Below are 23,001 nucleotides of genomic sequence, written 5' to 3'. Positions count from 1 at the left end.
GCCACATATATCGATTTGGTATGAAAATATGCATTCTAAGCAAAAAAAAGAGAATGATTCAATAACATCATTCTCTTTATATCTACTTAAATGTTTGTTTGTTCTGCATATTTTTTAAAATTGTCTAGAATTGCTTGCCATCCTTGTTGTTGAAACTCAACAGGATTAGTTGTTTCAGGATCGAATGTTTCAATTACTTCCGTTTCGTTTTCTTTACCACTAAATGTGATATTAACCTTTCTTCCATCACCTAGAGTATAAGCAATAACCTCATATTTTTTTACTTCATCATAAATCCCACCAAAGTCGAAACCAAAACTGCCATCTTTTGCTTCCATTCTTGAACGGAATTCTCCACCAACACGCAAGTCATTTTCTGCAATTGGTGTGTGCCAGTCGTCTGAAGCACTGTTCCATTTTTTAATATGTTCAGGTTCTGTCCAAAATTCCCATACTTTTTCGATTGATGCATTAATAGTTGCTTTTACTGTAACTTGTTTAGATGTTTCCATTTTAATACCGCCTCTCTTGATACCAATATTTTTTAAAATAATCAAAATTTGTGGCTAACTACATTGTATACGATTTCAAAAAAACGTTCTATCTATTCATTTTTTTCGTTTCTCATAAATGTATACAAATTATTTATTTTCTTATATTCAATACTTTGATAATAGTTTATTGAATCTACTTATTAACTTTTAGCTAGTTTATAAAAGTTAGATGCAAGGCAACAAACTATTCCAACAATAAGTACACTAAATGAAATAGTTGTATTTATTAGTCCAAAGGAAATAGTATTTGTAATCAAACCAAATCCCCAAACAAATAAAATCGTTCCAATAACAATTAACGTTTTTCCTGTCTGAGAAAATTTTTTCATTATATCCCCCTATTTTCAATAATTGACGCTTCGTTTACTACAACAAGGTAATATGCTGTTGTTAATTGTATAAGACTTTACATATTTCTGAAATCATAGTTTTCACTGCTGATGTTAATTTGTTTCTGATTCACTAATATTTCTTTATTATTTACCCATTGAATATTAAAAGGTTCACCTGGCAGCCACAATATAAATTTTTCTTTTTCCTTCTTATCTTTGGAACTCAACTGACCAATATAACTATAATCTGACTTCATAAATACTCCACCATTTAAATAAATCGTTAGTTTATGTTTCTTGTCAGGAGATTCAAGTTGTTTTATTTCATCAAGATTATTAACATTGACATCCTCCAATGCTGTAATGGCGTTTGTCTGATTAGTACTAAAAAAATAAAAAGCACCAATGTATATAGAAATTACAATAATAGTGTATATGACTACTTTCCGTTTAATCATAATTTAAAATTCCCCTATAAAAATTAATATCCAAGTATATCTAATTCTTTATTATTGAACTTAATCCATGTTTATATCCTCTAAACGACTTTCCATTACTTTATCCCCCAACCAAAATTCAATTAATCTATTATTCTTTTTATCAACATATCCTATTATGTCGAAACCCTGCTCTACTCTTTTAAAATAATTTGGTCCGTATAATGAAATTTCGGTAGTTTCATAGTAATAGTAAATTTAGCGTACACCTATTTTCTTCTCACTTTTTATTACAAAATAGATAGAGCAAGCTAAAAATATAAGACCTAATCCTACACCATATATCATTGAAAACTCAAGTACATTTTTAAGCGCTAATCCACCTGTAATTGAAGCAATAAACAAAAGTAAAAATAATACTGTGTATTTATTTTTCATAGTTAGAACACTCCTAAAAATTAATTACTGCACTGATACATTTTACCATATATTGGAAATTTTATAGTTGTTTTTTTGAAAATTCTTATTCAACTAATCTTCCAAGTTAGCTAAATAAGAATATCAATAATCTTCTTTAAAACGATCTCCACTTAAAACAACTACTAATTCCAAACATAAAAAAAGCAGGAGAACAAGTTAATACCCTGCTCTTCCTGCATTTGTAGTCACTCTTATTTTGGTTGCATACGAATTGCACCATCTAAACGGATCACTTCACCATTTAACATTGGATTTTCAACAATGCTCTTCGCTAAGTGTGCGTATTCTGATGGCTTACCAAGACGTGATGGGAATGGAACCATGTTTCCTAATGATTCTCTAGCTTTTTCTGGTAATACATCAAACATTGGTGTTTCAAATATACCTGGAGCAATACTCATCACTCTGATGCCGTATCTTGATAAATCCCTAGCAATTGGTAATGTCATTCCAGCTACTGCGCTTTTTGATGCACCGTAAGCTGCTTGCCCCATTTGGCCATCAAATGCTGCTACTGAAGCGGTGTTAATAATAACACCTCTTTCACCAAATTCATTTGGTTCATTGTTAATCATTTGTTCAGCGGCTAAACGAATAACGTTAAACGTACCAACTAAGTTTACATTAATGATTTTTTGGAAAGATTCTAATGAATGAATTCCGTCTCTTTTAATTACTTTTTCGGCTAAAACAATACCCGCACAGTTTACTACTGTATTGATTGAACCATATTTCGTTAAAACTTTTGCAATTGAATTTTTTACACTTTCTTCTGAAGAAACATCTGTTTTTTCGAAACAAACATTGTCTTCACCTAATTCAGCAATTAAGCTAGTAGCTCTTTCTTCATTTAAATCGAAGATAGCAGCCTTCCCACCATTTTCTACGATCATTCTAACTGTACCTGCACCTAGTCCTGATGCTCCACCTGTAACGATTGCTATGCTATCACGAATGTTCATTTTTTAAATCCCCCAATTTGTTGTTGTTTATTAATTTAATCTCTCAATAATCGTTGCATTTGCCATACCATGGCCTTCACAGATCGCTTGTAATCCAAAACGTGAGCCTGTTTTCTCTAAAGCATTACACAATGTAACCATAACCCTTGCTCCACTAGCCCCAAGTGGGTGACCTAATGCGATCGCACCACCGAATATATTTAATTTTTCAAATGGTACATTTAATTCTTTTTGCCATGCTAAAGGAACTGCAGCAAATGCTTCATTTATTTCAAATAAATCGATTTGATCGATTGTTAAACCACATTTATGTAGAACTTTTTGAGTAGCTTGAATTGGTCCTGTTAACATTAACTGAGGGTCAGATCCTACTACTGTTCTCCCAATAATTCGAAACTTTGGTTTAAATCCTAATTGATGAGCCTTCTCTTTACTCATTAAAAGTAAGCCTGCAGCACCATCACTTATTTGACTTGCATTTCCAGCGGTAACCGAACCAGTTTCAGTAAATGCTGGTTTTAAAGTTGCTAATTTCTCAATAGAAGAGTTTTCTCTAGGTCCTTCGTCTTTTGTAACTTTAACAAGTTCACCTTCTTGATTCGTAACAGAAACTGCTACAATTTCTTCTTCAAAATAGCCTTGTTTCATTGCTTTTAATGCTTTTTGATGGCTATTATAAGCAAATTCATCTTGCTCACTTCGACTGATATTCCACTTCTCATTTATGCGTTCTGCTGAAATCCCTTGGTTAAAGTCACCAAACCTATTCGTTAGTTTTTCATTCCATTTTGATCCTTTTAAATTCGAAAACATTGGTACACGTGTCATGCTTTCAACACCAGCTGCAATGACAATGTCCATATCTCCACTTAAAATGGCTTGTGATGCAAAATGGACAGATTGCTGACTTGACCCGCATTGACGGTCAATCGTAACACCAGGCACTTCAATTGGTAGACCTGCTAATAAAGCGGCAACTCTACCAATATCACCAGCCTGTTCTCCAATTTGAGTAACACAGCCCATAATCACATCATCTATTTCTTTTGGATCAAATTCATTTCGACTTACTAATTCCTTTAGTACTATTGCAGCTAAGTCATCAGGTCTTGTTTCGCTAAAGCTGCCGCCTCTTTTACCAATAGGTGTTCTTAAAGCATCAACAATAACTACTTCTCTCATAAATTTGTTCCTCCATTTTTAAGTCTGGATTAATTTAATCCCATTTGTTTTGCAATAATCGTCTTCATGATTTCATTTGTACCTGCGTAAATTGACATGATCTGAATATCTCTGAAGCGTCTAGCAATCTCGTATTCTTCCATATATCCATATCCACCATGCAATTGGAGGCACTCTGAAGCAACTTTTTTGCCTAAATCTGTAATCCACCATTTTGCCATCGATACTTGCTTAACAACATTTACGCCTTCTATGTGCTTATAAATTAAGTCCTCAATGAAAGTACGACCAATTTCAATTTCAGTAGCCAATTCTACAAGTTTAAATTGAGTATTTTGGAACCCAGCAATTGATTTTCCAAATGCTTTTCTACTTTTTACATACTCAGTTGTCACTTTCAACATTTGTTCAGCTGAAACTAATGCTTCTAATGCAACTACTAATCTTTCTTGCTGTAATTTTTCCATTAAGTAATAGAAGCCTTTTCCTTCTTCACCTAATAAATTCTTTACAGGTACTTTAGCATCTTGGAAAATTAATTCAGCCGTATCTTGGCTATGAAGTCCTACTTTATTCAATTTCTTTCCTCTAGAAAACCCAACTGTATCTTTTTCGACAACTAGCAAGCTTATTCCTTTATGAGCAGGTCGAATTGTCGTATCAGTTTTAACTGCAATGATAATTAGGTCTGAATGAATACCATTCGTAATAAACGTTTTCTCACCATTAACGATATAGTAATCCCCTTCTTTTACCGCAGTTGTTTTAATATTTGCTAAATCCGATCCAGCACCTGGTTCAGTCATCGCAACAGCACTAATATATTCACCTGAAATACATTTAGGCAACCATTCCATTTTTTGCTCTTCATTTGCATAAGCAGTCAAATAAGGTACAACAATATCATTGTGCAATGCTACACCAACTAAACTTGAACCAACTTTCTCAAGTTCCTCTATAATAATGACTGAATAGCCAAAATCTACACCTAACCCACCATATTTTTCGTCAACGTAAGGACATAAAAATCCTTCATTTCCTAATTTATCCCAGAATGCTCTAGGTATCATTTTGTTTTGTTCCCACTCTTCATAGAATGGTACAGCTTCTTTTTGTAAAAACTTTCTAAGAGCCGTGCGGAAGATTTCATGTTCTCTAGTTAAGTAAGAATGTTTCATAATAAGCCCCCCAAAATAATTAATCATTTCGTTAAAACGCTTACAATACTCAAAATACTAAATTTTTTAAATATTACATTTGTAATAATCATATGATGTTAATTGTAATTTATCAAGGAGCAAAAAAAAAAGAACTGAATAGTTCAGTTCTTTTGATTGAAGACAAACCTCAGAAAAATAAGACAAATTAACCAATTTTAATTGTAATTTTACCAAAATTATTTCCTTCACCCATACGTTGTAATGCACTAAGCACATCGGTAAATTCAAATGATTCATCTATAATTGGTTTAATTTTATGTTCTTCAAAAAATGCTAACATTTGTTCAAACTCTCTTGGACTTCCCATCGTTGTCCCTCGAATGTCCATATTTTTAAAGAATACTTTTGGCAAAACAGTTTGAGGAACTGGTCCATTTGTCGCACCGAATGATACGATTCTTCCACCTTGAGCTGTCAAATCTATTAATCGATTAAATGATTCTCCACCAACTCCATCGATCGTAAGATTAACAAATCCATATTCTTTACGAAGTTTTTTATACCAATCATTTTCTCGATAATTAAAACCAGCAGTCGCACCTATTTCAATTGCCTTTTCAATTTTTTCATTGCTACTAGATGTAACTAGTACTTTTGCCCCGAATGCTACAGCAATTTGCAATGCATACAATGCTACTCCACTACCAATACCTGGAATCAATACTGTATCATTCTTTTGTAATTGACCGCGTGTAATTAATGCTCTATATGCAGTAAGTGCAGCTAATGGAATTGCAGCAGCCTCTTCCCATGACAAGTACTCAGGTTTTTTATAAACATTTTCAACTGGTAGTTTAATAAATTCAGCAAACGTGCCATTAGAAGGCATACCAAGTACAGTGAATTCATCAGAATTGATATCGTCACGATCTCCCCAGTTTAAACTCGGGTTCATTATCACTTCATCACCTACAGTAAACCCTGTTACTTCATCTCCAATAGCCTCAATAACTCCTGCACCGTCAGATCCTAAAATTCCATCTAGCTTCATTCCTGGATACATGCCGTGAGTTATAAAAAAGTCACGTCTATTTAATGATGCTGCCTTTAGCTTAATTACTACTTCAGTCGAATGAACAGTACCAATCTCAACATTTTCCAATTTTAGTGACTCTGGCCCTTTAGTGTCTCTTAAAATATAAGCTTTCAATTACACCTCTCCTATTCATCAAAGAATTTAAATATGTAAAAAGACAAATCTTACTCATTTTTATTTTACCAAAAAAGTTAAATACGGTTTAGTAAAATGATTAGGGTGGAAAGTTTGTGGGGGATATTATGAGATGGATTCTGGGATATATGTGCTATAGTTTATGAGTTTTAGGGAAGGATTTTAGATTTGCTTTACCTATTAATTATGTGGTTTTATATTTATTCAAACTAATTCGGTACGTGAAATTCCATTTAATACCCTTGATATTGTGTGAATCCAAAATTGATTGATTCATGATAAACTAGTCATTTATTTGCTAAATTCTTCTATTTTTGTGCTATTTGAAACTTTTTTATAAAAGATCTTCTAGATTTCAAGTTAATTTTTGTAGGTTACATACGGATTGGAACATCTTATTTGCAGCTTGGGATATTTTGTTTGCACTTTTGACGTTTTAATTTGCAGTTATTAGAAACAACAATCCACCAATAGTCCTTAATTCAATAATATTATCAACCTAGTTTTTCAAGCGTTCTTTCCTATTGAAATAATGGCAACTTAAACTTCTATCCTACTAAAATTAATTTCCACAGGAATAATCTACTGAATTCAAAATATAAGAATTTATATATTTAAATATTACAAACTTTCTAACTTTTCTACACTCCACTTTGTCAAAACCTGTTTTATTATTAATAAATCTGTCTCTTTATAACATACAGGAATGTATTCTTATTTCCTACTAAACTATTATTTATTATATCTATATATTTTTTATTTTAAAAGTTTTACTAAAACAAAAAAACTCTCACCACTTTGAGAGTCGAAATGAATTTTCTTAATTTGATAGAAAAAAGATTCCTATTGCACTTGGCCCCGTGTGGACGCCGACTGCTGAACCAACTGAGTTTTCTATAATCTGTTCAATACCAATTAAATCCTTTAATTGTTTAATAAATTGTTCGGTAGAATCATCTTTTACCCCGTATACAACTGCAACATTTTTACTAAGTTCATCTTTTCGAATCTTCATTAGTTCAAGCATGCGATTTAATGCTTTTTTTCGACCTCGTACCTTTTCAAGTGGTTTAAATTTCCCTTCGCTAACTTCCATAATCGGATTTATATTTAGCATGCCTCCTAAAAATCCTGCAAACTTACCAACACGACCGCCTCGTATTAAATATTGGAGATCTTCTATCGTAAAAATATGTTGGATCTTATTTATATTGTGATGTAATCTTTTGATTAGATTTTCAAATGATTCATCATTATTTAAGCCTTCGATTAACTCCATCACTAGTACACAAATTCCAAGTGATACTGAACGAGTATCAATTATATGAATAGAGGCATTTGGATTGTTTTCTAAAATATCTAGTTTTACTAATTGTGCAAAATTATACGTACCAGATAAATCACCGGAACAAGTAAGATAGATACAATTTTGATTAGCACTACATGAGACTAAAGTTTGATAAATTGCATCGTAAGAAGGTAAAGATGAAGTAAAGTTCTCTCCATTTTTCATTCTTTGCATTAGCTCATGTGATTTTAAATTGACTCCATCAAGATACTCTTTATCTGATTGGTCGTAGACTCTTAATGGTATGACTGAAATATCGTATTTCTTCAATATCTCAGTTGGAAGATCAGAAGAGCTATCCACAATTATTTTTAGGTTCAACTTAATCACCTCTTTTTACAAAAATAATGTATTTTTAATCTTATTAAACAACAATCTAAATATTCAAACAACCATTTTTCTTTTAAGTTAATTTTATCGACAAAAATAAAATTAATTTTACGAAAAGTACATTGAAAATTCACTTGTTCTACAACATGGTAGTTTAATTGAATAAGAATGTCAGAAATTCGATGTATAAAAAGCGAATTCCAATAAAATAATTTAAAAAATTGATTAGCATTTCTAAAATTATGAATTATTTCGCTTTTAATTTTATGGTAAAATGGAATTATATGGAATTTTCGGAGGTATCTAGTGGAATTAAATGCAGAAGTAAAATCAGAGAAAGTACCGGTTAAGTTTGATTTCGAGCTTTATGGCTCAGAAAAGGAAATGCGATTGATCAATAACCAATTGTTTAATGAACAAAAAATATGTGCAAAAGGGATTCTTTACATTGCGTTTACAGTACTTATATTATCTTTATCAATTTTTACTTTCGTTTGGATAAACGAAGAACAAAATTCTCAAGAACAATCAATTATTTTTACGCAAATAGCTGATGAATTAAAAAACAAGGAATTAATTACTCCAGAATTGATCAAAAACATAGAAAGCTTAATAGAAAGTACCGATCATATTTCTGAAGTTAGAGTATTCAATTCGATGAAAATTTGGAATGAAGGAATAAATTTGACTTCTTATCATACTGAAAACATGGAGCCAGATTTTCAATTTAAAAGAATTGTATGGTCCCCTAAATGGTTAGTTCCTAAATTTTTCCATAGTGGAGAAGGAGAACGTGAATGGTATATTGAGATGAAACATAGGAGTTTTAGTACATTTGCAGGATTTGTTTTATTAGTAGGCTTATTAATCTATTTAACCTTATTTACTATATGGACAACGAAAAATACATACCAACATAAAAGAATAAATATTGGATGGATTATTCTATTTGCTTTCTTTAATGTGTTAGGATATTTAGTTTATCGATATCGATTTGTCATTAGAAAGTTTTTTACTGATTTTCTAAAAGAATTTAGCAGATCAGAAGAAAAAAGTATAACGATTGATGTATCGTTAATCAACAACAGTCACGAATTGCATCAAGTATTGAAAGAAAAACTATCATTTCCAGATACTTATAGTGAAGATTGGGATGACTTTTGGGCTATAATTGCATGCCAAGTTGAGTTACCTAAGAAACTTCAATTTATTGGTTGGTCAGAATTAGAGCGAAAACTACCAGAAGATTCAAAAATTATGATCGAGTACCTTCTTGAACATAACCAGGAATTTCCTGATTGGCATTGTAATTTTATATGTAACTAACGCGTTATTATAAATACAGTCAAATTAGAAAGTGCTCTTTAAAATTCAAAATTCAATATTCGACTTAACTTACCGTCCTATTTATACCCATGCTTTCACACGAAACCAGATAAAAAAGAAGTGTCTTATAAGACACTTCCTTTTTTAGTTATGCGTGTAATTTTTCATATTTTTCAATATCATTTTCATATTTCATCGTAATCGCAATATCATCTAAGCCATTTAGTAATTTTTCTTTCCAAACAGGATCAATTGAAAATTCAAAGTTCCCAAATATTGTTTTTACGACTTGTGTTTCCAAATCCACTTCAATTTCTTGATTTCCATTTAATGTAGATAATTTTGAACGAATCTCATCATTTAAGACAATCGGCAGCATACCATTTTTTATACAGTTATTGTAGAAAATATCTGCGAAACTACCGGCAATAATAATTGTAAATCCATAATCATTTAATGCCCAAGGTGCATGTTCTCTAGATGAACCGCAACCAAAATTATTTGCGCTTATTAAGATTGAAGCATTTTTTCGATCATCATCATTTAATATAAATGATTTATTAGGTGAGCGATCATCATGATATCGCCATTCATCAAATAAAAATTCTCCAAAGCCAGTTCGTTCTATTCGCTTTAAATATTGTTTTGGAATAATTTGGTCTGTGTCGATATTATCTAACATAATTGATACAGTTGTGCCTTTATGCGTACGTAACGGTTTCATTTGCTTGCTCCTTTCGAATATCAATAAAATGACCATGTACTGCAGCAGCCGCTGCCATTACTGGACTTACTAAGTGTGTTCTTGCTCCCTTTCCTTGTCTTCCTTCAAAGTTTCGGTTGGAAGTAGATGCACAATGTTCGCCAGCTGGCACTTGGTCTGGGTTCATTGCTAGACACATCGAACAACCAGCTTCCCTCCACTCAAATCCTGCTTCTATAAAGACTTTATGTAGTCCTTTTGCCATCGCTGCATTTCGAACCTTTTTTGATCCTGGAACAACTAATGCACGCACATCAGATTTCACTTTCTTTCCTTTAAGATAATTTGCCGCTTCCTCTAAATCTGACAATCTAGAGTTTGTACATGAACCGATGAATACATGCTGAACAGGAATTTCTTTCGGTGTGATTTCTGGCTTTAATCCCATATATTCATAAGCTCGTTCGTAGTTCTCATCCTTGGCTTTTGGAAGGACTTCATCAATTCTTACGCCCATTCCAGGATTTGTTCCCCAAGTTACATATGGTGCAAGGGTTGCTACATCGACTTCGATTGTTTTATCAAATGTTGCTCCCTCTTCTGTATATAATTTCTTCCATTCTACTAATTTTTTATCATATGAATTGATAGTATATTTTCGACCTTTTAAATACTCGAAAGTTTTTTGATCTGGAGCAACTAATCCTGCTTTTGCTCCTCCTTCAATCGCCATATTACATAGAGTCATACGCTCTTCCATTGACATATTTGTAATGGCTTCACCATAAAACTCAATGACATAGCCAGTTCCCATTGATACACCATAAGTTGCTAGCAAATGAAGAATGATATCTTTAGCATATACACCTTTTGGAAGCTTTCCTTCAAGTTTCACACCCATTGATTTCGGCTTAACTTGCCATAAAGTTTGTGTTGCTAACACATGTTCGACTTCGCTTGTTCCAATCCCAAAAGCTAAAGCACCAAATGCACCGTGAGTAGATGTATGACTATCTCCACATACAATTGTTTTCCCTGGCTGAGTTAATCCAAGCTCTGGTCCAATTACGTGAACAATACCTTGGTCTTCATCTGTAATATCTGCTAAAGGTATATTGAACTCCTGACAATTATTTCTTAATGTATCCATTTGTTGTTTAGCAATTAAGTCAGTGATGACTAATTGATTTTGTGTTGGTACATTATGATCCATTGTCGCAAAGGTTAATTCTGGTCTTCTTACTTTTCGATTAGATAATCTCAATCCTTCGAAAGCTTGCGGTGAAGTTACCTCATGAACTAAGTGTAAATCGATATACAATAGCTGGGGTTTCCCTACTTCACCAGTTACAACATGATTTTGCCAAAGTTTATCAAACAATGTTTGTTTCATCGAATTGTTCCTCCAACTGTTTGAAATTGTAATTCCTTTACTACTTGCTCAGTAAATTCAATCGTTGAACTTTTGCCACCTAGGTCACCAGTTAAATAGCCATTATTTATTGAATTAACAATCGCGTTTTCAATTGAGTTTGCTTCATCAACTAAGTTAAAATCACGAAGCATCATCGCCACTGACCTTAAAATTGCAATAGGGTTAGCCTTATTTTGTCCAGCTATATCTGGTGCTGAACCGTGAATTGGTTCATATAATGAAGGACCCTTACCAGATCTACTTGCAGAAGGTAGCATTCCTAATGAACCAGTAATCATCGAAGCTTCATCGCTTAAAATATCTCCAAATAAATTTTCAGTAACGATTACATCAAATCTTCTTGGGTTTCGAATTAACTCCATCGCGGCTGCATCAACAAGAATATGCTCAACTTCTACTTCTGGATAGTTAGAACTTAATTCATTTACAATTTTTCTCCAAAGTTTACTAGATTCTAATACATTTGCTTTATCAACTGATGTAAGTTTGCCTTTTCTAGTTTTTGCTAACTCAAATCCATACGTTACAATCCGTTCAATTTCTTCTCTAGTATAGGAAAGCGTATCGGTTGCTTCATTTTCATTATGGAATCGAGGTTCGGAAAAATAAATTCCGCCTGTTAATTCTCGAACGACGACAAAGCTTACATTTCTTACTTGTTCAGATTTTAAAGGAGAATGATTTACAAGTTCATCGTAAACATCGACTGGTCGAATGTTTGCGTATAAATTAAGTGATTTTCTTAACCTTAATAAGCCACTTTCTGGCCGTTCAACACCTTGATCCCATTTTGGTCCACCTACTGCCGCCAATAATACGGCATCTGAATTTAAACAATTATCTAATGTTTCTTTCGGTAAAGAAGTACCTGTTTCATCAATCGCGTGACCTCCGAATAAATTTGTTGAAAAAGTAAAATCATGTTGATAAGATTTTGCAATTTGTTCTAAAACCTGTACAGCTGAACTCATAATTTCTGGTCCGATTCCGTCTCCTGGAAGACATGCGATCTTTAATTTCATTTTAGAACCTCCTTTTTGCTCCACTTACTAATAATGTTTAATAAATCTGCATCTGTAATTTCTTTCTTTGAATCTGTTAAAGCTTTAAATTGAACAAACGCTTCGTTAATAATTTCGGTTGAAAAGTTGAATCCAAGTTCTTTTAATTTGTCAGTAAAAGCATGACGGCCTGAATGTTTCCCTAATACTAATGAATTTGTAGAAAGTCCAATTAATGAAGGGGGTATAATTTCATATGTTGTTGGTTCTTTTAGTACTCCATCTTGATGAATACCCGATTCATGAGCAAATGCATTTGTACCAACAATTGCTTTATTCTTCTGGACAACCATACCTGTAAGACGACTAACAAGTTCACTTGTCTTCGTAATTTCATGTAATCGTAAATTAGTATTTTTCCGGTAAATATCTTCCCTAATATGTAGTGCAACTGCTATTTCTTCTAGTGCAGCATTTCCTGCTCTTTCCCCAATTCCATTGACTGTGCATTCAACTTGGGTTGCTCCAGCCTGTATAGCAGCTAATGAATTCGCTACTGCCATTCCAAGGTCATCATGACAGTGACAAGAAAAAATTGCTTTATGATAAGACGGTACATTTTCTTGTAAATATTTAAATAGATCGTAGTATTCTGAAGGACTTGTGTAGCCGACAGTATCTGGAATATTAATCACATCTGCACCTGCTTTAATAGCAGTCTCTGCAAATTCGGCAAGAAATGCTCGATCAGTACGACATGCATCCTCAGCTGAAATTTGGACTTTTGGAAAAAAGGATTTTGCAAGCTGCACACAATGTTTAGCAGTTTCCAAAACTTCTAATCTCGTCATGTTTAATTTATATTTCATATGAATGTCACTTGTTGCTAGAAATATATGCAGTCTCGGTTCCGCAGCATTTTTTAACGCATCCCATGCTGTCTTAATATCTGAATCTTTTGCGCGAGAAAGGCTAGAGACAGAGACAGAACGAATCTGTCTCGCAATCTCTTGAATACCTAAAAAGTCACCTTCCGAGGAAGCGGCAAAACCAGCCTCAATGATATCAACACCTAAAGCTTCTAGTTGTCTTGCAATTTCGAGCTTTTCAAATCGATTTAAATTAACCCCAGGAGATTGTTCGCCATCACGTAATGTTGTATCAAGAAACTGAATTTTACTCATTTTTTATTTCACCTCGACCTTTTCTTTTCTTTGGATAAATGGCATCATTGCACGAAGTTTTTCTCCAACCTCTTCTAACTGATGCTGCTTTTCACTTTCATTAATTTCGTTATATACTGGACGACCATTTTTATTTTCGTTAATCCAGCCCTTAGCAAACGTACCATCTTGAATTTCTGCTAAAATATCTTTCATTGCTAATTTTGACTCATTCGCAACTACTCTAGGACCAGATACAAAATCTCCCCACTGAGCAGTATCAGAGATTGAGTATCTCATATAGCTCATTCCGCCTTCGTACATTAAATCAACGATTAGTTTCAACTCATGTAAACACTCAAAGTATGCTACTTCTGGCTGATAACCTGCTTCTACTAATGTTTCAAATCCTGATTTTACTAATGAAGTTACACCACCACATAGTACCGCTTGTTCTCCGAATAGATCTGTTTCAGTTTCCTCTTTAAATGTTGTTTCAAGTACACCCGCTCTAGTAGCACCAATTCCATCAGCGTAAGAAAGTGCTACATTTTTTGCTTCACCTGTTACATCTTGGTAAACAGCGAATAATGCTGGTACCGCTGCTCCATCGACAAAAGTACGTCGAACAAGATGTCCTGGCCCTTTTGGCGCTACTAAAAATACATCAACATTTGCAGGAGGAACAATTTGGTCAAAATGAACATTAAATCCGTGTGCAAACGCAAGCGCATTACCATTTTCTAGATGCGGTTCAATTTCATTTTTATAAACAGTTGGTTGATGCTCGTCTGGTAATAGAATCATTACTACATCAGCTGCCTTTGAAGCCTCTGCAACCGTAGTTACATGTAGTCCATCATTTGCTGCAGCGTCCCATGATTTACCTGGACGACAACCAACAACTACCTTATGACCATTTTCATGTAAATTTAAAGCATGTGCGTGACCTTGTGATCCATAACCAATTACCGCAATCGTTTTCCCTACTAATACATTTTCCTTCACGTCTGTACCATAATATACTTTAGCCATTTTCAAATTCCTCCAATTTTTTTGTTTTATATTTTTATATTTTTATTTAATAAGAGAGTAGCTTTTGAGCATGCTCCTTATGTTTAGCAGATCTAGTAAATGCGGTTACACCAGTTCGAGCTATTTCTTTTAGTTCGAAAGGTCTTAATAATTCAATCAAAGCCTCTACCTTATCAGAAGTACCAGTTACTTGAACGACAATCTGATCACGGCTTACATCAATAACCGAGGCTCTAAATGGTTCAATTAGACTATAAATTTCATTTCTTGTAGCTGCATTTGTACTCACCTTTATTAAGGCCAGTTCTCTAGCAATAACTGATTCTTCTGTTATATCTGCTACTTTTATCACATCAATTTGCTTGTGAAGCTGTTTAATCAATTGTTCAACCTGTTGTAAATCCTCTACGTGAACGACAAACGTAATTCTTGAAATATGATCTTGTTCCGTATGTCCTACAGAAATACTTTCAATATTAAATCGTCTTCTAGAGATCACTCCTGTAATTCGGTTAAGTACGCCACTGTTATTTAATACAGTCGATGTAATGACCCGTTTCATTATTTCACCCCTTCCATTTCATGAATTCCTTTACCAGGTGGAACCATTGGTGTAACGATTTCAGCTTGATGAACTCGACAATCAATTAAAACTGGCCCATCAAACTCAATTGCTTCTCTTAATTGACTTTCAACTAAATTTGGATCTGAAATTGTTATCCCTTTAATCCCATAAGCTTCAGCAAGTTTCGTAAAACTAGGTTGGCAGTCTAATAGAGAACTAGAGAAGCGTTCATTATAAAATGCTGATTGCCACTGTCTTACCATTCCTAGGGCTGCGTTATTTAAAATTAAAATTTTTACTTGCAAATTATGTTCCTTGATCATGCTCAATTCTTGCAATGTCATTTGGAATCCGGCATCCCCAACGACGGCTACAACTAATTCATCAGGCTTAGCAAATTGTGCTCCTATTGCAGCTGGTAATCCAAATCCCATCGTCCCGAGTCCACCTGAAGTAATCCATTTATGGGGTTCTTCAAAAGGATAATACTGAGCTGCCCACATTTGATGTTGACCAACATCCGTCGAAATCGTCGCTTTCCCATTTGTAATCGAATGGAGTAAAGTTAAGACAGTTTGTGGTTTAATGACTTCTCTACTCGCTTCGTACTGTAGTGGAAAGGCTTCTTTACGACTTTTAAGTAGCTCTAACCATTCACTGTGATTTTGTTTATCTACTTTTTGTTTTAATAGAACTTTCAGAACTTCCTTAGCACATCCAACGATTGGAATATTTGTAGGAATAACTTTGTTAATTTCGGCAGGATCTATATCGATATGTGCTACAATCGCATTTTTAGCAAAGTGTGCTAAATTACCCGTTAACCTATCATCAAATCGTGCTCCGATGTTAATTAGTAAATCACTTTCATACATTGCCATATTTGCTGTATAAGTTCCGTGCATCCCCCCCATTCCAAGGAATAATTCCTCATTTGCTGGAAATCCACCTAGCCCTAAAAGCGTATTGACAACTGGGATATTGAACTTTTTTATAAATTCAGTAAACTCATCAGCTGCTTTTGCATGTAATATACCTGCTCCAGCTAATACGACTGGTTTTTTAGCTTTTTCAATTGCTCCTATTAACTTTGTTATTTGAATATAATTTGGTTCATATGTCGGTTGATAGCCTGGTAATTTAACCTCTATCTCGTCTTTTTTCACTCCTTTTTCAACCATCATATTTTTTGGTAGATCGATAACGACTGGACCTGGACGGCCTGTTGAAGCAATATGGAATGCTTCTTTTACGATTTGTGGAACATCTTCAACATTACGCACTTGATAGTTATGTTTTGTAACTGGCATTGTAATTCCAATAACATCTGCTTCTTGAAAGGCATCCGTTCCGATTACATTTGTAGCAACCTGACCAGTAAAAACAACTAGTGGTAATGAATCCATCATCGCATCTGCTAAACCAGTTACTACGTTTGTTGCCCCTGGACCACTTGTTGCGATAACAACCCCTGGACGACCAGTTACTCGTGCATAACCTTCTGCAGCGTGGATGGCCCCTTGTTCATGTCTTGCTAGAATGTGAGGAATATCAGCATCATAAAGTGCATCATATAATGGTAATACTGCCCCTCCAGGGTAACCAAAAATCATTTCAACATTTTCATTTTTCAAAGCATCAATTAGTAAATTTGCACCTGACAATTCTTTTGACAGAGTTCTCATCGAATGATGACTCATTTCTACTTTCCCCTCCATTTTCGGATAAAATTTACCCATTTATTCGCAATAAAAAAAGCCATAACTCCACACTTCAGCAGATGCTGAAGGGGCGAAAGACTTTTCGCGGTACCACCCTTCTTCTTAGGTTAATAACCTAACTTTGGGATTTTGGCTAACCAAAATCTGGTTATAACGTGACCAACGTTCAAGCTTACCTTACAAAATAATTCAGCTTGACACTCAAGAGTGAGTTTCATTAATCAAGGTCATCGGTTCACACCAGCCACCGACTCTCTGAAGATCCTTTTCATAACTACTTTTCTCTTTCAATGCTTTTTCATATTTTTAAAATTCCGCCTGTATTAGCAGAAGTAACTAACTTTGCATATCTTGCTAAATAACCCGTTTTAACTTTTGGTTCATGTAATTTATAAGATGTTTTACGAGATTCTAACGTTTCGTTTGAAATTGATAAAGTAATACTTCTTGATAAAAGATCGATGATGATTTCATCGCCATCTTCAATATATGCAATTGGTCCACCTTCAGCCGCTTCTGGAGAAATATGTCCAATTGCAATTCCTCTAGTAGCACCTGAAAAACGGCCATCTGTAATTAACGCAACTTTTGTTCCTAAACCTCTTCCAACAATTGATGAAGTTGGTGCAAGCATTTCTGGCATTCCAGGTCCACCTTTTGGACCCTCATATCGAATGACAACTACATGACCCTCTTTGACGAGACCTTTGTCAATCGCTTCAACCGCTTCATCGTGTGAGTCAAAACAAATTGCTTCACCAATAAATGTTTGAATTGAGGGGTCAACGCCACCTACTTTAATAACTCCTCCATCTGGGGCTAGATTCCCATGTAAGATCGATAATCCGCCAGTTTGTGAATAAGGATTTTCTTTTTTACGAATCACTTCACTATTGGAGATTGTGGCTTCTTGCACATTCTCGAATAAAGTTTTTCCCGTAATTGTAATGCGGTCACTATTAATTGCCCCGGGAATGGTAGTCAGTTCTTTAATAATGGCTGGAACACCACCTGCTAAATGAACATCATGCATTGAATAGTGAGAAGCGGGACTAATTTTTGATAAATAAGGTACTCTTCTAGCTACGTCATTTATATCCTTTAAGTCGTAATCCACTCCTGCTTCATTTGCGATGGCCATTAAGTGTAAAACAGTATTTGTTGATCCACCCATTGCCATATCCAGTGCAAATGCATCATCAATTGCCTCTTTTGTAATAATGTCTCTTGGTTTTATATCATTTTCAATGCAATCCATTAGATGGAAAGCTGCATCACGGATTAATTGATGTCTGTCTTTACTAGTTGCAAGTATTGTCCCGTTATATGGTAGTGCTACACCAAGCATTTCCATAATGCAATTCATTGAATTTGCTGTGAACATTCCAGAACATGATCCACATGTTGGACATGCTGACTTTTCAATATCGAGTAATTCTTCTACACTCATTTTTCCTGATTTAAAAGCACCTACACCTTCAAATACTGAAGCAAGAGATAGAGCCTTTCCATCTTTAGATAGTCCACCTGCCATTGGTCCACCTGATACAAACACTGCCGGTACATTTGTACGAACAGCTGCCATTAGCATTCCAGGTGTGATTTTATCGCAGTTTGGCATATAAAATACTCCATCAAACCAATGTGCATTAATTACAGTTTCGGCTGCATCGGCAATGATTTCCCTACTTGGTAAAGAATACCTCATTCCGATATGTCCCATTGCGATTCCATCATCGACACCAATCGTATTAAACTCAAATGGAACTCCACCAGCATCTCGAATCGCTTGTTTTACAACATCAGCCATTTCCCTTAAATGAATATGACCTGGAACAATATCAATATATGAATTACAAATCGCTATAAATGGTTTATTAAAATCTTCCTCTTTAACACCTGCCGCTAATAATAAGCTACGATGCGGCGCACGGTCGATACCTTTTTTTATCATGTCACTTCGCACAATTTATCACCCTTGTTTTACGTAAATTTTTTCTCCATCTTCTACTACTAATTGACGAAATGCGTTTAATAATCTTTGTGTATTTGGTCCTGGTTTTCCATCACCAATCACTCGTCCATCTACCTTAGATACGCCAATTACTTCAGCTGCTGTTCCTGTTAAGAAAACCTCATCGGCGATATAAACATCATGCCTTGTGAACAATTTTTCCTCAACTTCGTAACCTAATGTGTCACCTAATTCCATAATTGCATTTCGAGTAATTCCTTCTAATGCACCTGCTGAACTCGGTGGAGTAATTAACTTATTCCCTTTTACTAAGAAGACATTATCTCCTGAACCTTCAGCTACAAAGCCTTGATCATTTAGCATGAGTGCTTCTTGAACACCAGCTAGTTTCGCTTCAATTTTTACTAATATGTTATTTAAATAATTTAAAGATTTAATTTGTGGATTTAATACATCACTTCGATTTCTTCTCGTTGCTACAGTTACAATTTCCATACCATTTTCGTATAGTTCTTGTGGAAAAAGTGCTAGTTGTTCAGCAATGACAACTACATTTGCTCTTGGACAAGAAGTTGGATCTAATCCAAGATTTCCTTCACCTCTTGAGACGACGAGTCGAATATAACCACTATGTAAATTATTTCGATTTACTGTATCAACTACAATTTGTGTTAACTCTTCTAATGAATAAGGAATTGTTAATAAAATTGATTTTGCTGATTCATATAATCGAATGAGATGTTCTTTTAAGCGAAATACATTGCCATCATATACGCGAATCCCTTCGAATACTCCATCTCCATATAGATATCCATGATCATATACAGAAACTTTTGCATCTTGTTTTTGAACGAATTCACCATTTAAAAAAATCTGTTGCTCTGTCACGGTTAATCCTCCTCAAGAGTTAAAATATTTGTACTTACTTTATTCCAATCTACTAAATAAATCAACAAGTTTTTAGAAAATTTAAAATTCATATTTTATTCAAAAATCGTATAAATATTGGTAAATCAACAATGAAAACCTTTACATTTTTTCAAAATATTTTTTCGACAAAATTTTACTCTTGAAAAATGTTTTTAAAAGGATTATCATATGGTTAATTTAAACAGAATTTTCTGTAAATTAAAATCGGAGGCGAGTAAAAATGGCTACTTTACAAATTAATGGGACTGTTAACGAAATCAATGAAGTGTTGAAAGTAATGAGTAATCATTTTGACATTCAGATTAAAGACGAAAAATCCGATCAGGAGTATTCAGTAGATTTCTCTTATGAAGAATGGGAAAATGATTCTTTCGTAAGTGAGATGTTAACTGGAGCCTATAATGATTAAAAACTAAAATTCTTATCGTATGATAATAAAGACGAGGGTAGCCTATTTTTTAGGCAACCCTCTTTTTTATTTGTTAGTCTGGACTACAAATAAAATTAGTGAATCTGCAATTAAATTTGGTAAAGCTGCAAGTAAAATTAGCAAATCTGCAATTAAATCTAGTAAAAGTGCAATTAAGCCACAATATTTCCAATACCAGTTAAGGTATTTCACCACAAAAACTGTTAAAAAGTTAATACTCTCAAAAAGAAAACTAGCAATTTCCTACTAATTCTAGTCAAATCGAATAAAAAGTCACTATGAATCTGTTAAATATTAACTGTGAATGCACTGAACTTTACGATGTTTGCAATATAAAAGGACTGCTTAGATCAGTTTCCCTGACCAGACAGTCCAATTCGTTTATTTTAGCAATCCCTCATCCTTCAAAAACTCTCTAGCAACACTTTCGGCAGATTTTCCACCAACATTTACTTTATAATTCATTTGTCGCATTTCATCATCTGTTATTTTATTTTCTAATTTGTTTAAAATATTTTTAACTTCAGGATACTTTTTAAGTGTCTCTTTTCTTAGAAGTGGTGCACATTGATATGGTGGGAATAAATGTTTATCATCGACTAACACTTTCATGTTATAACTTTGGAGCTCGCTATCAGTTGAATATGCATCAATTATCGAGAGATCCCCCGATTGAATTGCGTCATACCTCAATTTTGGCTCCATCGTTTTTAAATCTTGAAATTTCAAACCATATAATTTTTGCAATCCTAAATATCCGTCATCACGATCAGTAAATTCTAAAGTGAAACCTGCTTTTAACTGGTTTGCTACTTTAGTTGCATCTGAAATCGTTTCGATTCCAAATTGTTTTGAAATGTGATCTGGAACAGCTAATGCATAAGTGTCATTAAATTTCATAGGTTCCAAATAGCTCAAATTATATTTTTTTGCTAAACCTTCAGCAGCTTGTTTATATACAGCTTTTGCATCATTACTAACAGCCTTTTCTTTCAAAAAAGTAGAAACGACTGTACCTGTATATTCTGGATAAATATCAATATCACCTTTTTTTAATGCATTAAACACAAATGTCGTTTTACCAAAATTAGGCTTAACTTCAACATTTAGATTTGTTTCATCCTCAATCAATAATTTATACATATTCATTATTATTTCTGGTTCAGCACCTAGTTTTCCAGCAATGACAAGATCTGTTTTATTCCAAGATTTAATTGTTAAGGGAGAAAATAATAATGCTAATAAAATAAAACTAGCCGTTATGATCCTTAATGAAAAACTCTTAAAACTCTTCTTCTCTATTAATCTTAAAATTAAATCAAATATAACTGCTAAAAGCGCTGATGGTATTGCCCCTATTATGATTAAATTCATATCGTTTCGGTCGATGCCTAATAAAATTAAACTACCTAATCCACCAGCTCCTATTAAAGCAGCGATTGTTGCAGTTCCAACAATTATGACCATCGCAGTTCGGATTCCCGCCATCATAACTGGTAATGCTAATGGTAATTCAACCTTAAAAAGCCTTTGTCTACCGTTCATTCCTAAACCGGTTGCTGCCTCTAATAGGATCGGATCAATCTCCTTAATTCCGGTATATGTATTTCGCAAGATCGGCAATAATGCATATACACTTAACGCAATTACCGCTGGAATCTTTCCAATACCGACTAATGGTATTAAAATCCCTAACAGCGCCAATGAAGGTATGGTTTGAATAACTGCTGTTGTTCCAATTACAAACTCAGGGAGTACTTTCTTCTTCGTTAAGTAAATTCCAATCGGGACAGCTAGAATTATTGCAATAATAAGTGCAAATACTGAAATTTGAATATGCTCTAACAAAGCAGTTAATAATTGTTCTTTTCTATTTGCAAGAGTCGTCGTAAATGAAGTTAGAATCATCTTATATTCCCTCCTTTACAACAGCCTTACCTCGATAATGATCTATAAATTGTTCAACAAAAGGATTAACAGGATTATTTAAAATTTCGTCTTTCGTACCTACTTGAACTAGTTCACCATTGTGCATAATCCCGATCCGGTCTCCTAAATAAAATGCCTCGTCTAAATCATGAGTGACGAAAAGGATCGTTTTATTAATTTTTGTTTTTAATTGCTTAAGATCCTTTTGTAATTGTAATCTTGTAATCGGATCTAATGCACTGAATGGTTCGTCCATTAGTAATAAGTCCGGATCCCCTGCTAAAGCTCTCGCTACACCTACCCGTTGTTGTTGACCCCCAGATAACTCTGAAATCGGTCTTTTACTAAATTCCAAAGGATTTAATTTTACTAATTCTAATAATTCTTTAGTGCGTTCTTTTATTTGTGCTTTGTTCCATTTTTTTAATTCTGGTACGATTGAAATATTTTCTTCAACATTCAAATGGGGAAATAATGCAATTTGTTGAAGTACATATCCAAACTCTCTCCTCAGCTTATGTTCATCATACTCTTTAATGTTTTTATCATGATAAAAAATTTCACCATCAGTCGGTTTAATTAATCTATTTATTAATTTAATTGTTGTTGTTTTTCCACAGCCACTTGGGCCAATTAAAACAAAACATTCACCTGTTTGAATTGAAAAAGATAAATCCTGAACTGCACTTTTTCCATTTGAAAACTTAAAAGATATATCTTGAAATTGGATCATTCTAGTCCTCCCTTAAAAAAGCCTATAAGTATATATAGT

21 protein-coding genes, 1 pseudogene and 1 other annotated feature are annotated in these 23,001 nt (G+C 33.9%); of the genes and pseudogenes, 2 read left to right on the top strand and 20 right to left on the bottom strand.

What is annotated here, in order from left to right:
* Positions 1–86 precede the first annotated feature (86 nt).
* The 9 genes from AN960_RS23445 to AN960_RS23405 form a co-directional block, all read right to left on the bottom strand.
* On the bottom strand, positions 87–512 hold the full coding sequence (locus AN960_RS23445; RefSeq protein ID WP_056477163.1) for an SRPBCC family protein: 426 nt from the start codon (positions 510–512) through the stop codon (positions 87–89).
* 182 nt (positions 513–694) lie between these two features.
* Entirely contained in the window at positions 695–883 is a 189-nt protein-coding gene (locus tag AN960_RS23440; protein ID WP_056477161.1) for a hypothetical protein, read from the bottom strand.
* Between the two features lie 77 nt (positions 884–960).
* Positions 961–1,344 (bottom strand): DUF5412 family protein, encoded by a 384-nt coding sequence (locus AN960_RS23435; protein WP_056477158.1) that lies wholly within the window; start codon positions 1,342–1,344, stop codon positions 961–963.
* A 237-nt stretch (positions 1,345–1,581) separates the two neighbouring features.
* Positions 1,582–1,761: a hypothetical protein gene (locus tag AN960_RS23430; RefSeq protein WP_056477155.1), complete on the bottom strand. Its 180-nt coding sequence runs from the start codon at positions 1,759–1,761 to the stop codon at positions 1,582–1,584.
* Between the two features lie 233 nt (positions 1,762–1,994).
* Positions 1,995–2,765 (bottom strand): 3-hydroxyacyl-CoA dehydrogenase, encoded by a 771-nt coding sequence (locus tag AN960_RS23425; RefSeq protein ID WP_056477151.1) that lies wholly within the window; start codon positions 2,763–2,765, stop codon positions 1,995–1,997.
* A gap of 30 nt (positions 2,766–2,795) precedes the next feature.
* Positions 2,796–3,947 (bottom strand): thiolase family protein, encoded by a 1,152-nt coding sequence (locus tag AN960_RS23420; RefSeq protein WP_056477148.1) that lies wholly within the window; start codon positions 3,945–3,947, stop codon positions 2,796–2,798.
* A 29-nt stretch (positions 3,948–3,976) separates the two neighbouring features.
* Positions 3,977–5,125, bottom strand: a complete 1,149-nt coding sequence (locus tag AN960_RS23415; protein WP_172795452.1) for an acyl-CoA dehydrogenase family protein — start codon at positions 5,123–5,125, stop codon at positions 3,977–3,979.
* 187 nt (positions 5,126–5,312) lie between these two features.
* Positions 5,313–6,317: a zinc-dependent alcohol dehydrogenase family protein gene (locus AN960_RS23410; RefSeq protein WP_056477145.1), complete on the bottom strand. Its 1,005-nt coding sequence runs from the start codon at positions 6,315–6,317 to the stop codon at positions 5,313–5,315.
* 841 nt (positions 6,318–7,158) lie between these two features.
* The gene (locus AN960_RS23405; RefSeq protein WP_056477142.1) at positions 7,159–8,007 is read right to left on the bottom strand and encodes a DegV family protein; all 849 of its coding nucleotides are present in this window, start codon (positions 8,005–8,007) and stop codon (positions 7,159–7,161) included.
* 315 nt (positions 8,008–8,322) lie between these two features.
* Here AN960_RS23405 and AN960_RS25250 point away from each other — a divergent pair, with 315 nt between their 5' ends.
* Positions 8,323–9,342, top strand: coding sequence for a barstar family protein (locus tag AN960_RS25250; protein ID WP_286131788.1), 1,020 nt, complete (start codon positions 8,323–8,325; stop codon positions 9,340–9,342).
* Positions 9,343–9,490: 148 nt separating this feature from the next.
* Here the strand turns inward: AN960_RS25250 and leuD are convergent, their stop codons facing one another.
* From leuD to ilvE, 9 genes and pseudogenes are all read right to left on the bottom strand, one after another.
* On the bottom strand, positions 9,491–10,066 hold the full coding sequence (gene leuD / locus AN960_RS23395) for a 3-isopropylmalate dehydratase small subunit (RefSeq protein ID WP_056477140.1): 576 nt from the start codon (positions 10,064–10,066) through the stop codon (positions 9,491–9,493).
* Positions 10,044–11,438: a 3-isopropylmalate dehydratase large subunit gene (gene leuC, locus AN960_RS23390; RefSeq protein ID WP_056477137.1), complete on the bottom strand. Its 1,395-nt coding sequence runs from the start codon at positions 11,436–11,438 to the stop codon at positions 10,044–10,046. Before leuC ends, leuD begins: the two co-directional genes overlap by 23 nt.
* Positions 11,435–12,502 carry a 3-isopropylmalate dehydrogenase gene (gene leuB / locus AN960_RS23385; RefSeq protein ID WP_056477134.1) on the bottom strand — a complete coding sequence of 356 codons (1,068 nt, stop codon included), beginning with the start codon at positions 12,500–12,502 and terminating at the stop codon, positions 11,435–11,437. The genes leuC and leuB overlap by 4 nt, the downstream gene beginning before the upstream one ends.
* Before the next feature lie 41 nt (positions 12,503–12,543).
* Positions 12,544–13,665: pseudogene (locus AN960_RS23380) on the bottom strand (2-isopropylmalate synthase); the annotation flags it as partial.
* A 3-nt stretch (positions 13,666–13,668) separates the two neighbouring features.
* Positions 13,669–14,709: a ketol-acid reductoisomerase gene (ilvC, locus tag AN960_RS23375; protein ID WP_286131796.1), complete on the bottom strand. Its 1,041-nt coding sequence runs from the start codon at positions 14,707–14,709 to the stop codon at positions 13,669–13,671.
* 16 nt (positions 14,710–14,725) lie between these two features.
* Complete coding sequence (ilvN, locus tag AN960_RS23370; RefSeq protein ID WP_025671139.1) at positions 14,726–15,241, bottom strand: acetolactate synthase small subunit; 516 nt, start codon at positions 15,239–15,241, stop codon at positions 14,726–14,728.
* Positions 15,241–16,944: an acetolactate synthase large subunit gene (ilvB, locus tag AN960_RS23365; protein ID WP_056477353.1), complete on the bottom strand. Its 1,704-nt coding sequence runs from the start codon at positions 16,942–16,944 to the stop codon at positions 15,241–15,243. The genes ilvN and ilvB overlap by 1 nt, the downstream gene beginning before the upstream one ends.
* 84 nt (positions 16,945–17,028) lie before the next feature.
* Positions 17,029–17,265 (bottom strand) — a binding site (T-box leader).
* Entirely contained in the window at positions 17,264–18,931 is a 1,668-nt protein-coding gene (ilvD, locus tag AN960_RS23360; RefSeq protein ID WP_056477128.1) for a dihydroxy-acid dehydratase, read from the bottom strand. Its footprint overlaps the feature before it by 2 nt.
* Positions 18,932–18,937: 6 nt before the next feature.
* Positions 18,938–19,828 (bottom strand): branched-chain-amino-acid transaminase, encoded by an 891-nt coding sequence (gene ilvE, locus AN960_RS23355; RefSeq protein ID WP_056477125.1) that lies wholly within the window; start codon positions 19,826–19,828, stop codon positions 18,938–18,940.
* Between the two features lie 262 nt (positions 19,829–20,090).
* On the opposite strand from ilvE, the gene AN960_RS23350 reads away from it, so the two are divergent.
* Positions 20,091–20,279, top strand: coding sequence for a hypothetical protein (locus tag AN960_RS23350; protein WP_056477121.1), 189 nt, complete (start codon positions 20,091–20,093; stop codon positions 20,277–20,279).
* 402 nt (positions 20,280–20,681) lie between these two features.
* Here AN960_RS23350 and AN960_RS23340 read toward each other — a convergent pair whose 3' ends face one another.
* Both AN960_RS23340 and AN960_RS23335 read right to left on the bottom strand, forming a co-directional pair.
* On the bottom strand, positions 20,682–22,208 hold the full coding sequence (locus tag AN960_RS23340) for an ABC transporter permease/substrate-binding protein (RefSeq protein WP_056477114.1): 1,527 nt from the start codon (positions 22,206–22,208) through the stop codon (positions 20,682–20,684).
* Between the two features lies 1 nt (position 22,209).
* Positions 22,210–22,962 (bottom strand): ABC transporter ATP-binding protein, encoded by a 753-nt coding sequence (locus tag AN960_RS23335; RefSeq protein ID WP_056477112.1) that lies wholly within the window; start codon positions 22,960–22,962, stop codon positions 22,210–22,212.
* Positions 22,963–23,001: the final 39 nt, after the last annotated feature.

The organism is Bacillus sp. FJAT-25509, from assembly GCF_001420605.1.
Classification (GTDB): Bacteria; Bacillota; Bacilli; order Bacillales; family Bacillaceae_G; genus Gottfriedia.
The sequence above is the reverse complement of the archived record's forward strand: the minus strand, read 5'-3'. Positions and strand labels throughout refer to the sequence as shown.

Excerpts from the sequence above, each read along its gene's own strand:
- AN960_RS23430 (WP_056477155.1), bottom strand. The coding sequence starts at position 1,761 with ATGAAAAATAAATACACAGTATTATTTTTACTTTTGTTTATTGCTTCA.
- ilvB (WP_056477353.1), bottom strand. The coding sequence starts at position 16,944 with ATGAGTCATCATTCGATGAGAACTCTGTCAAAAGAATTGTCAGGTGCA.
- AN960_RS23340 (WP_056477114.1), bottom strand. The coding sequence starts at position 22,208 with ATGATTCTAACTTCATTTACGACGACTCTTGCAAATAGAAAAGAACAA.
- AN960_RS23440 (WP_056477161.1), bottom strand. The coding sequence starts at position 883 with ATGAAAAAATTTTCTCAGACAGGAAAAACGTTAATTGTTATTGGAACG.
- AN960_RS23445 (WP_056477163.1), bottom strand. The coding sequence starts at position 512 with ATGGAAACATCTAAACAAGTTACAGTAAAAGCAACTATTAATGCATCA.
- AN960_RS23435 (WP_056477158.1), bottom strand. The coding sequence starts at position 1,344 with ATGATTAAACGGAAAGTAGTCATATACACTATTATTGTAATTTCTATA.
- leuC (WP_056477137.1), bottom strand. The coding sequence starts at position 11,438 with ATGAAACAAACATTGTTTGATAAACTTTGGCAAAATCATGTTGTAACT.
- AN960_RS23420 (WP_056477148.1), bottom strand. The coding sequence starts at position 3,947 with ATGAGAGAAGTAGTTATTGTTGATGCTTTAAGAACACCTATTGGTAAA.
- AN960_RS23335 (WP_056477112.1), bottom strand. The coding sequence starts at position 22,962 with ATGATCCAATTTCAAGATATATCTTTTAAGTTTTCAAATGGAAAAAGT.
- ilvN (WP_025671139.1), bottom strand. The coding sequence starts at position 15,241 with ATGAAACGGGTCATTACATCGACTGTATTAAATAACAGTGGCGTACTT.
- AN960_RS23415 (WP_172795452.1), bottom strand. The coding sequence starts at position 5,125 with ATGAAACATTCTTACTTAACTAGAGAACATGAAATCTTCCGCACGGCT.
- leuB (WP_056477134.1), bottom strand. The coding sequence starts at position 12,502 with ATGAAATTAAAGATCGCATGTCTTCCAGGAGACGGAATCGGACCAGAA.
- AN960_RS23425 (WP_056477151.1), bottom strand. The coding sequence starts at position 2,765 with ATGAACATTCGTGATAGCATAGCAATCGTTACAGGTGGAGCATCAGGA.
- leuD (WP_056477140.1), bottom strand. The coding sequence starts at position 10,066 with ATGAAACCGTTACGTACGCATAAAGGCACAACTGTATCAATTATGTTA.
- AN960_RS23350 (WP_056477121.1), top strand. The coding sequence starts at position 20,091 with ATGGCTACTTTACAAATTAATGGGACTGTTAACGAAATCAATGAAGTG.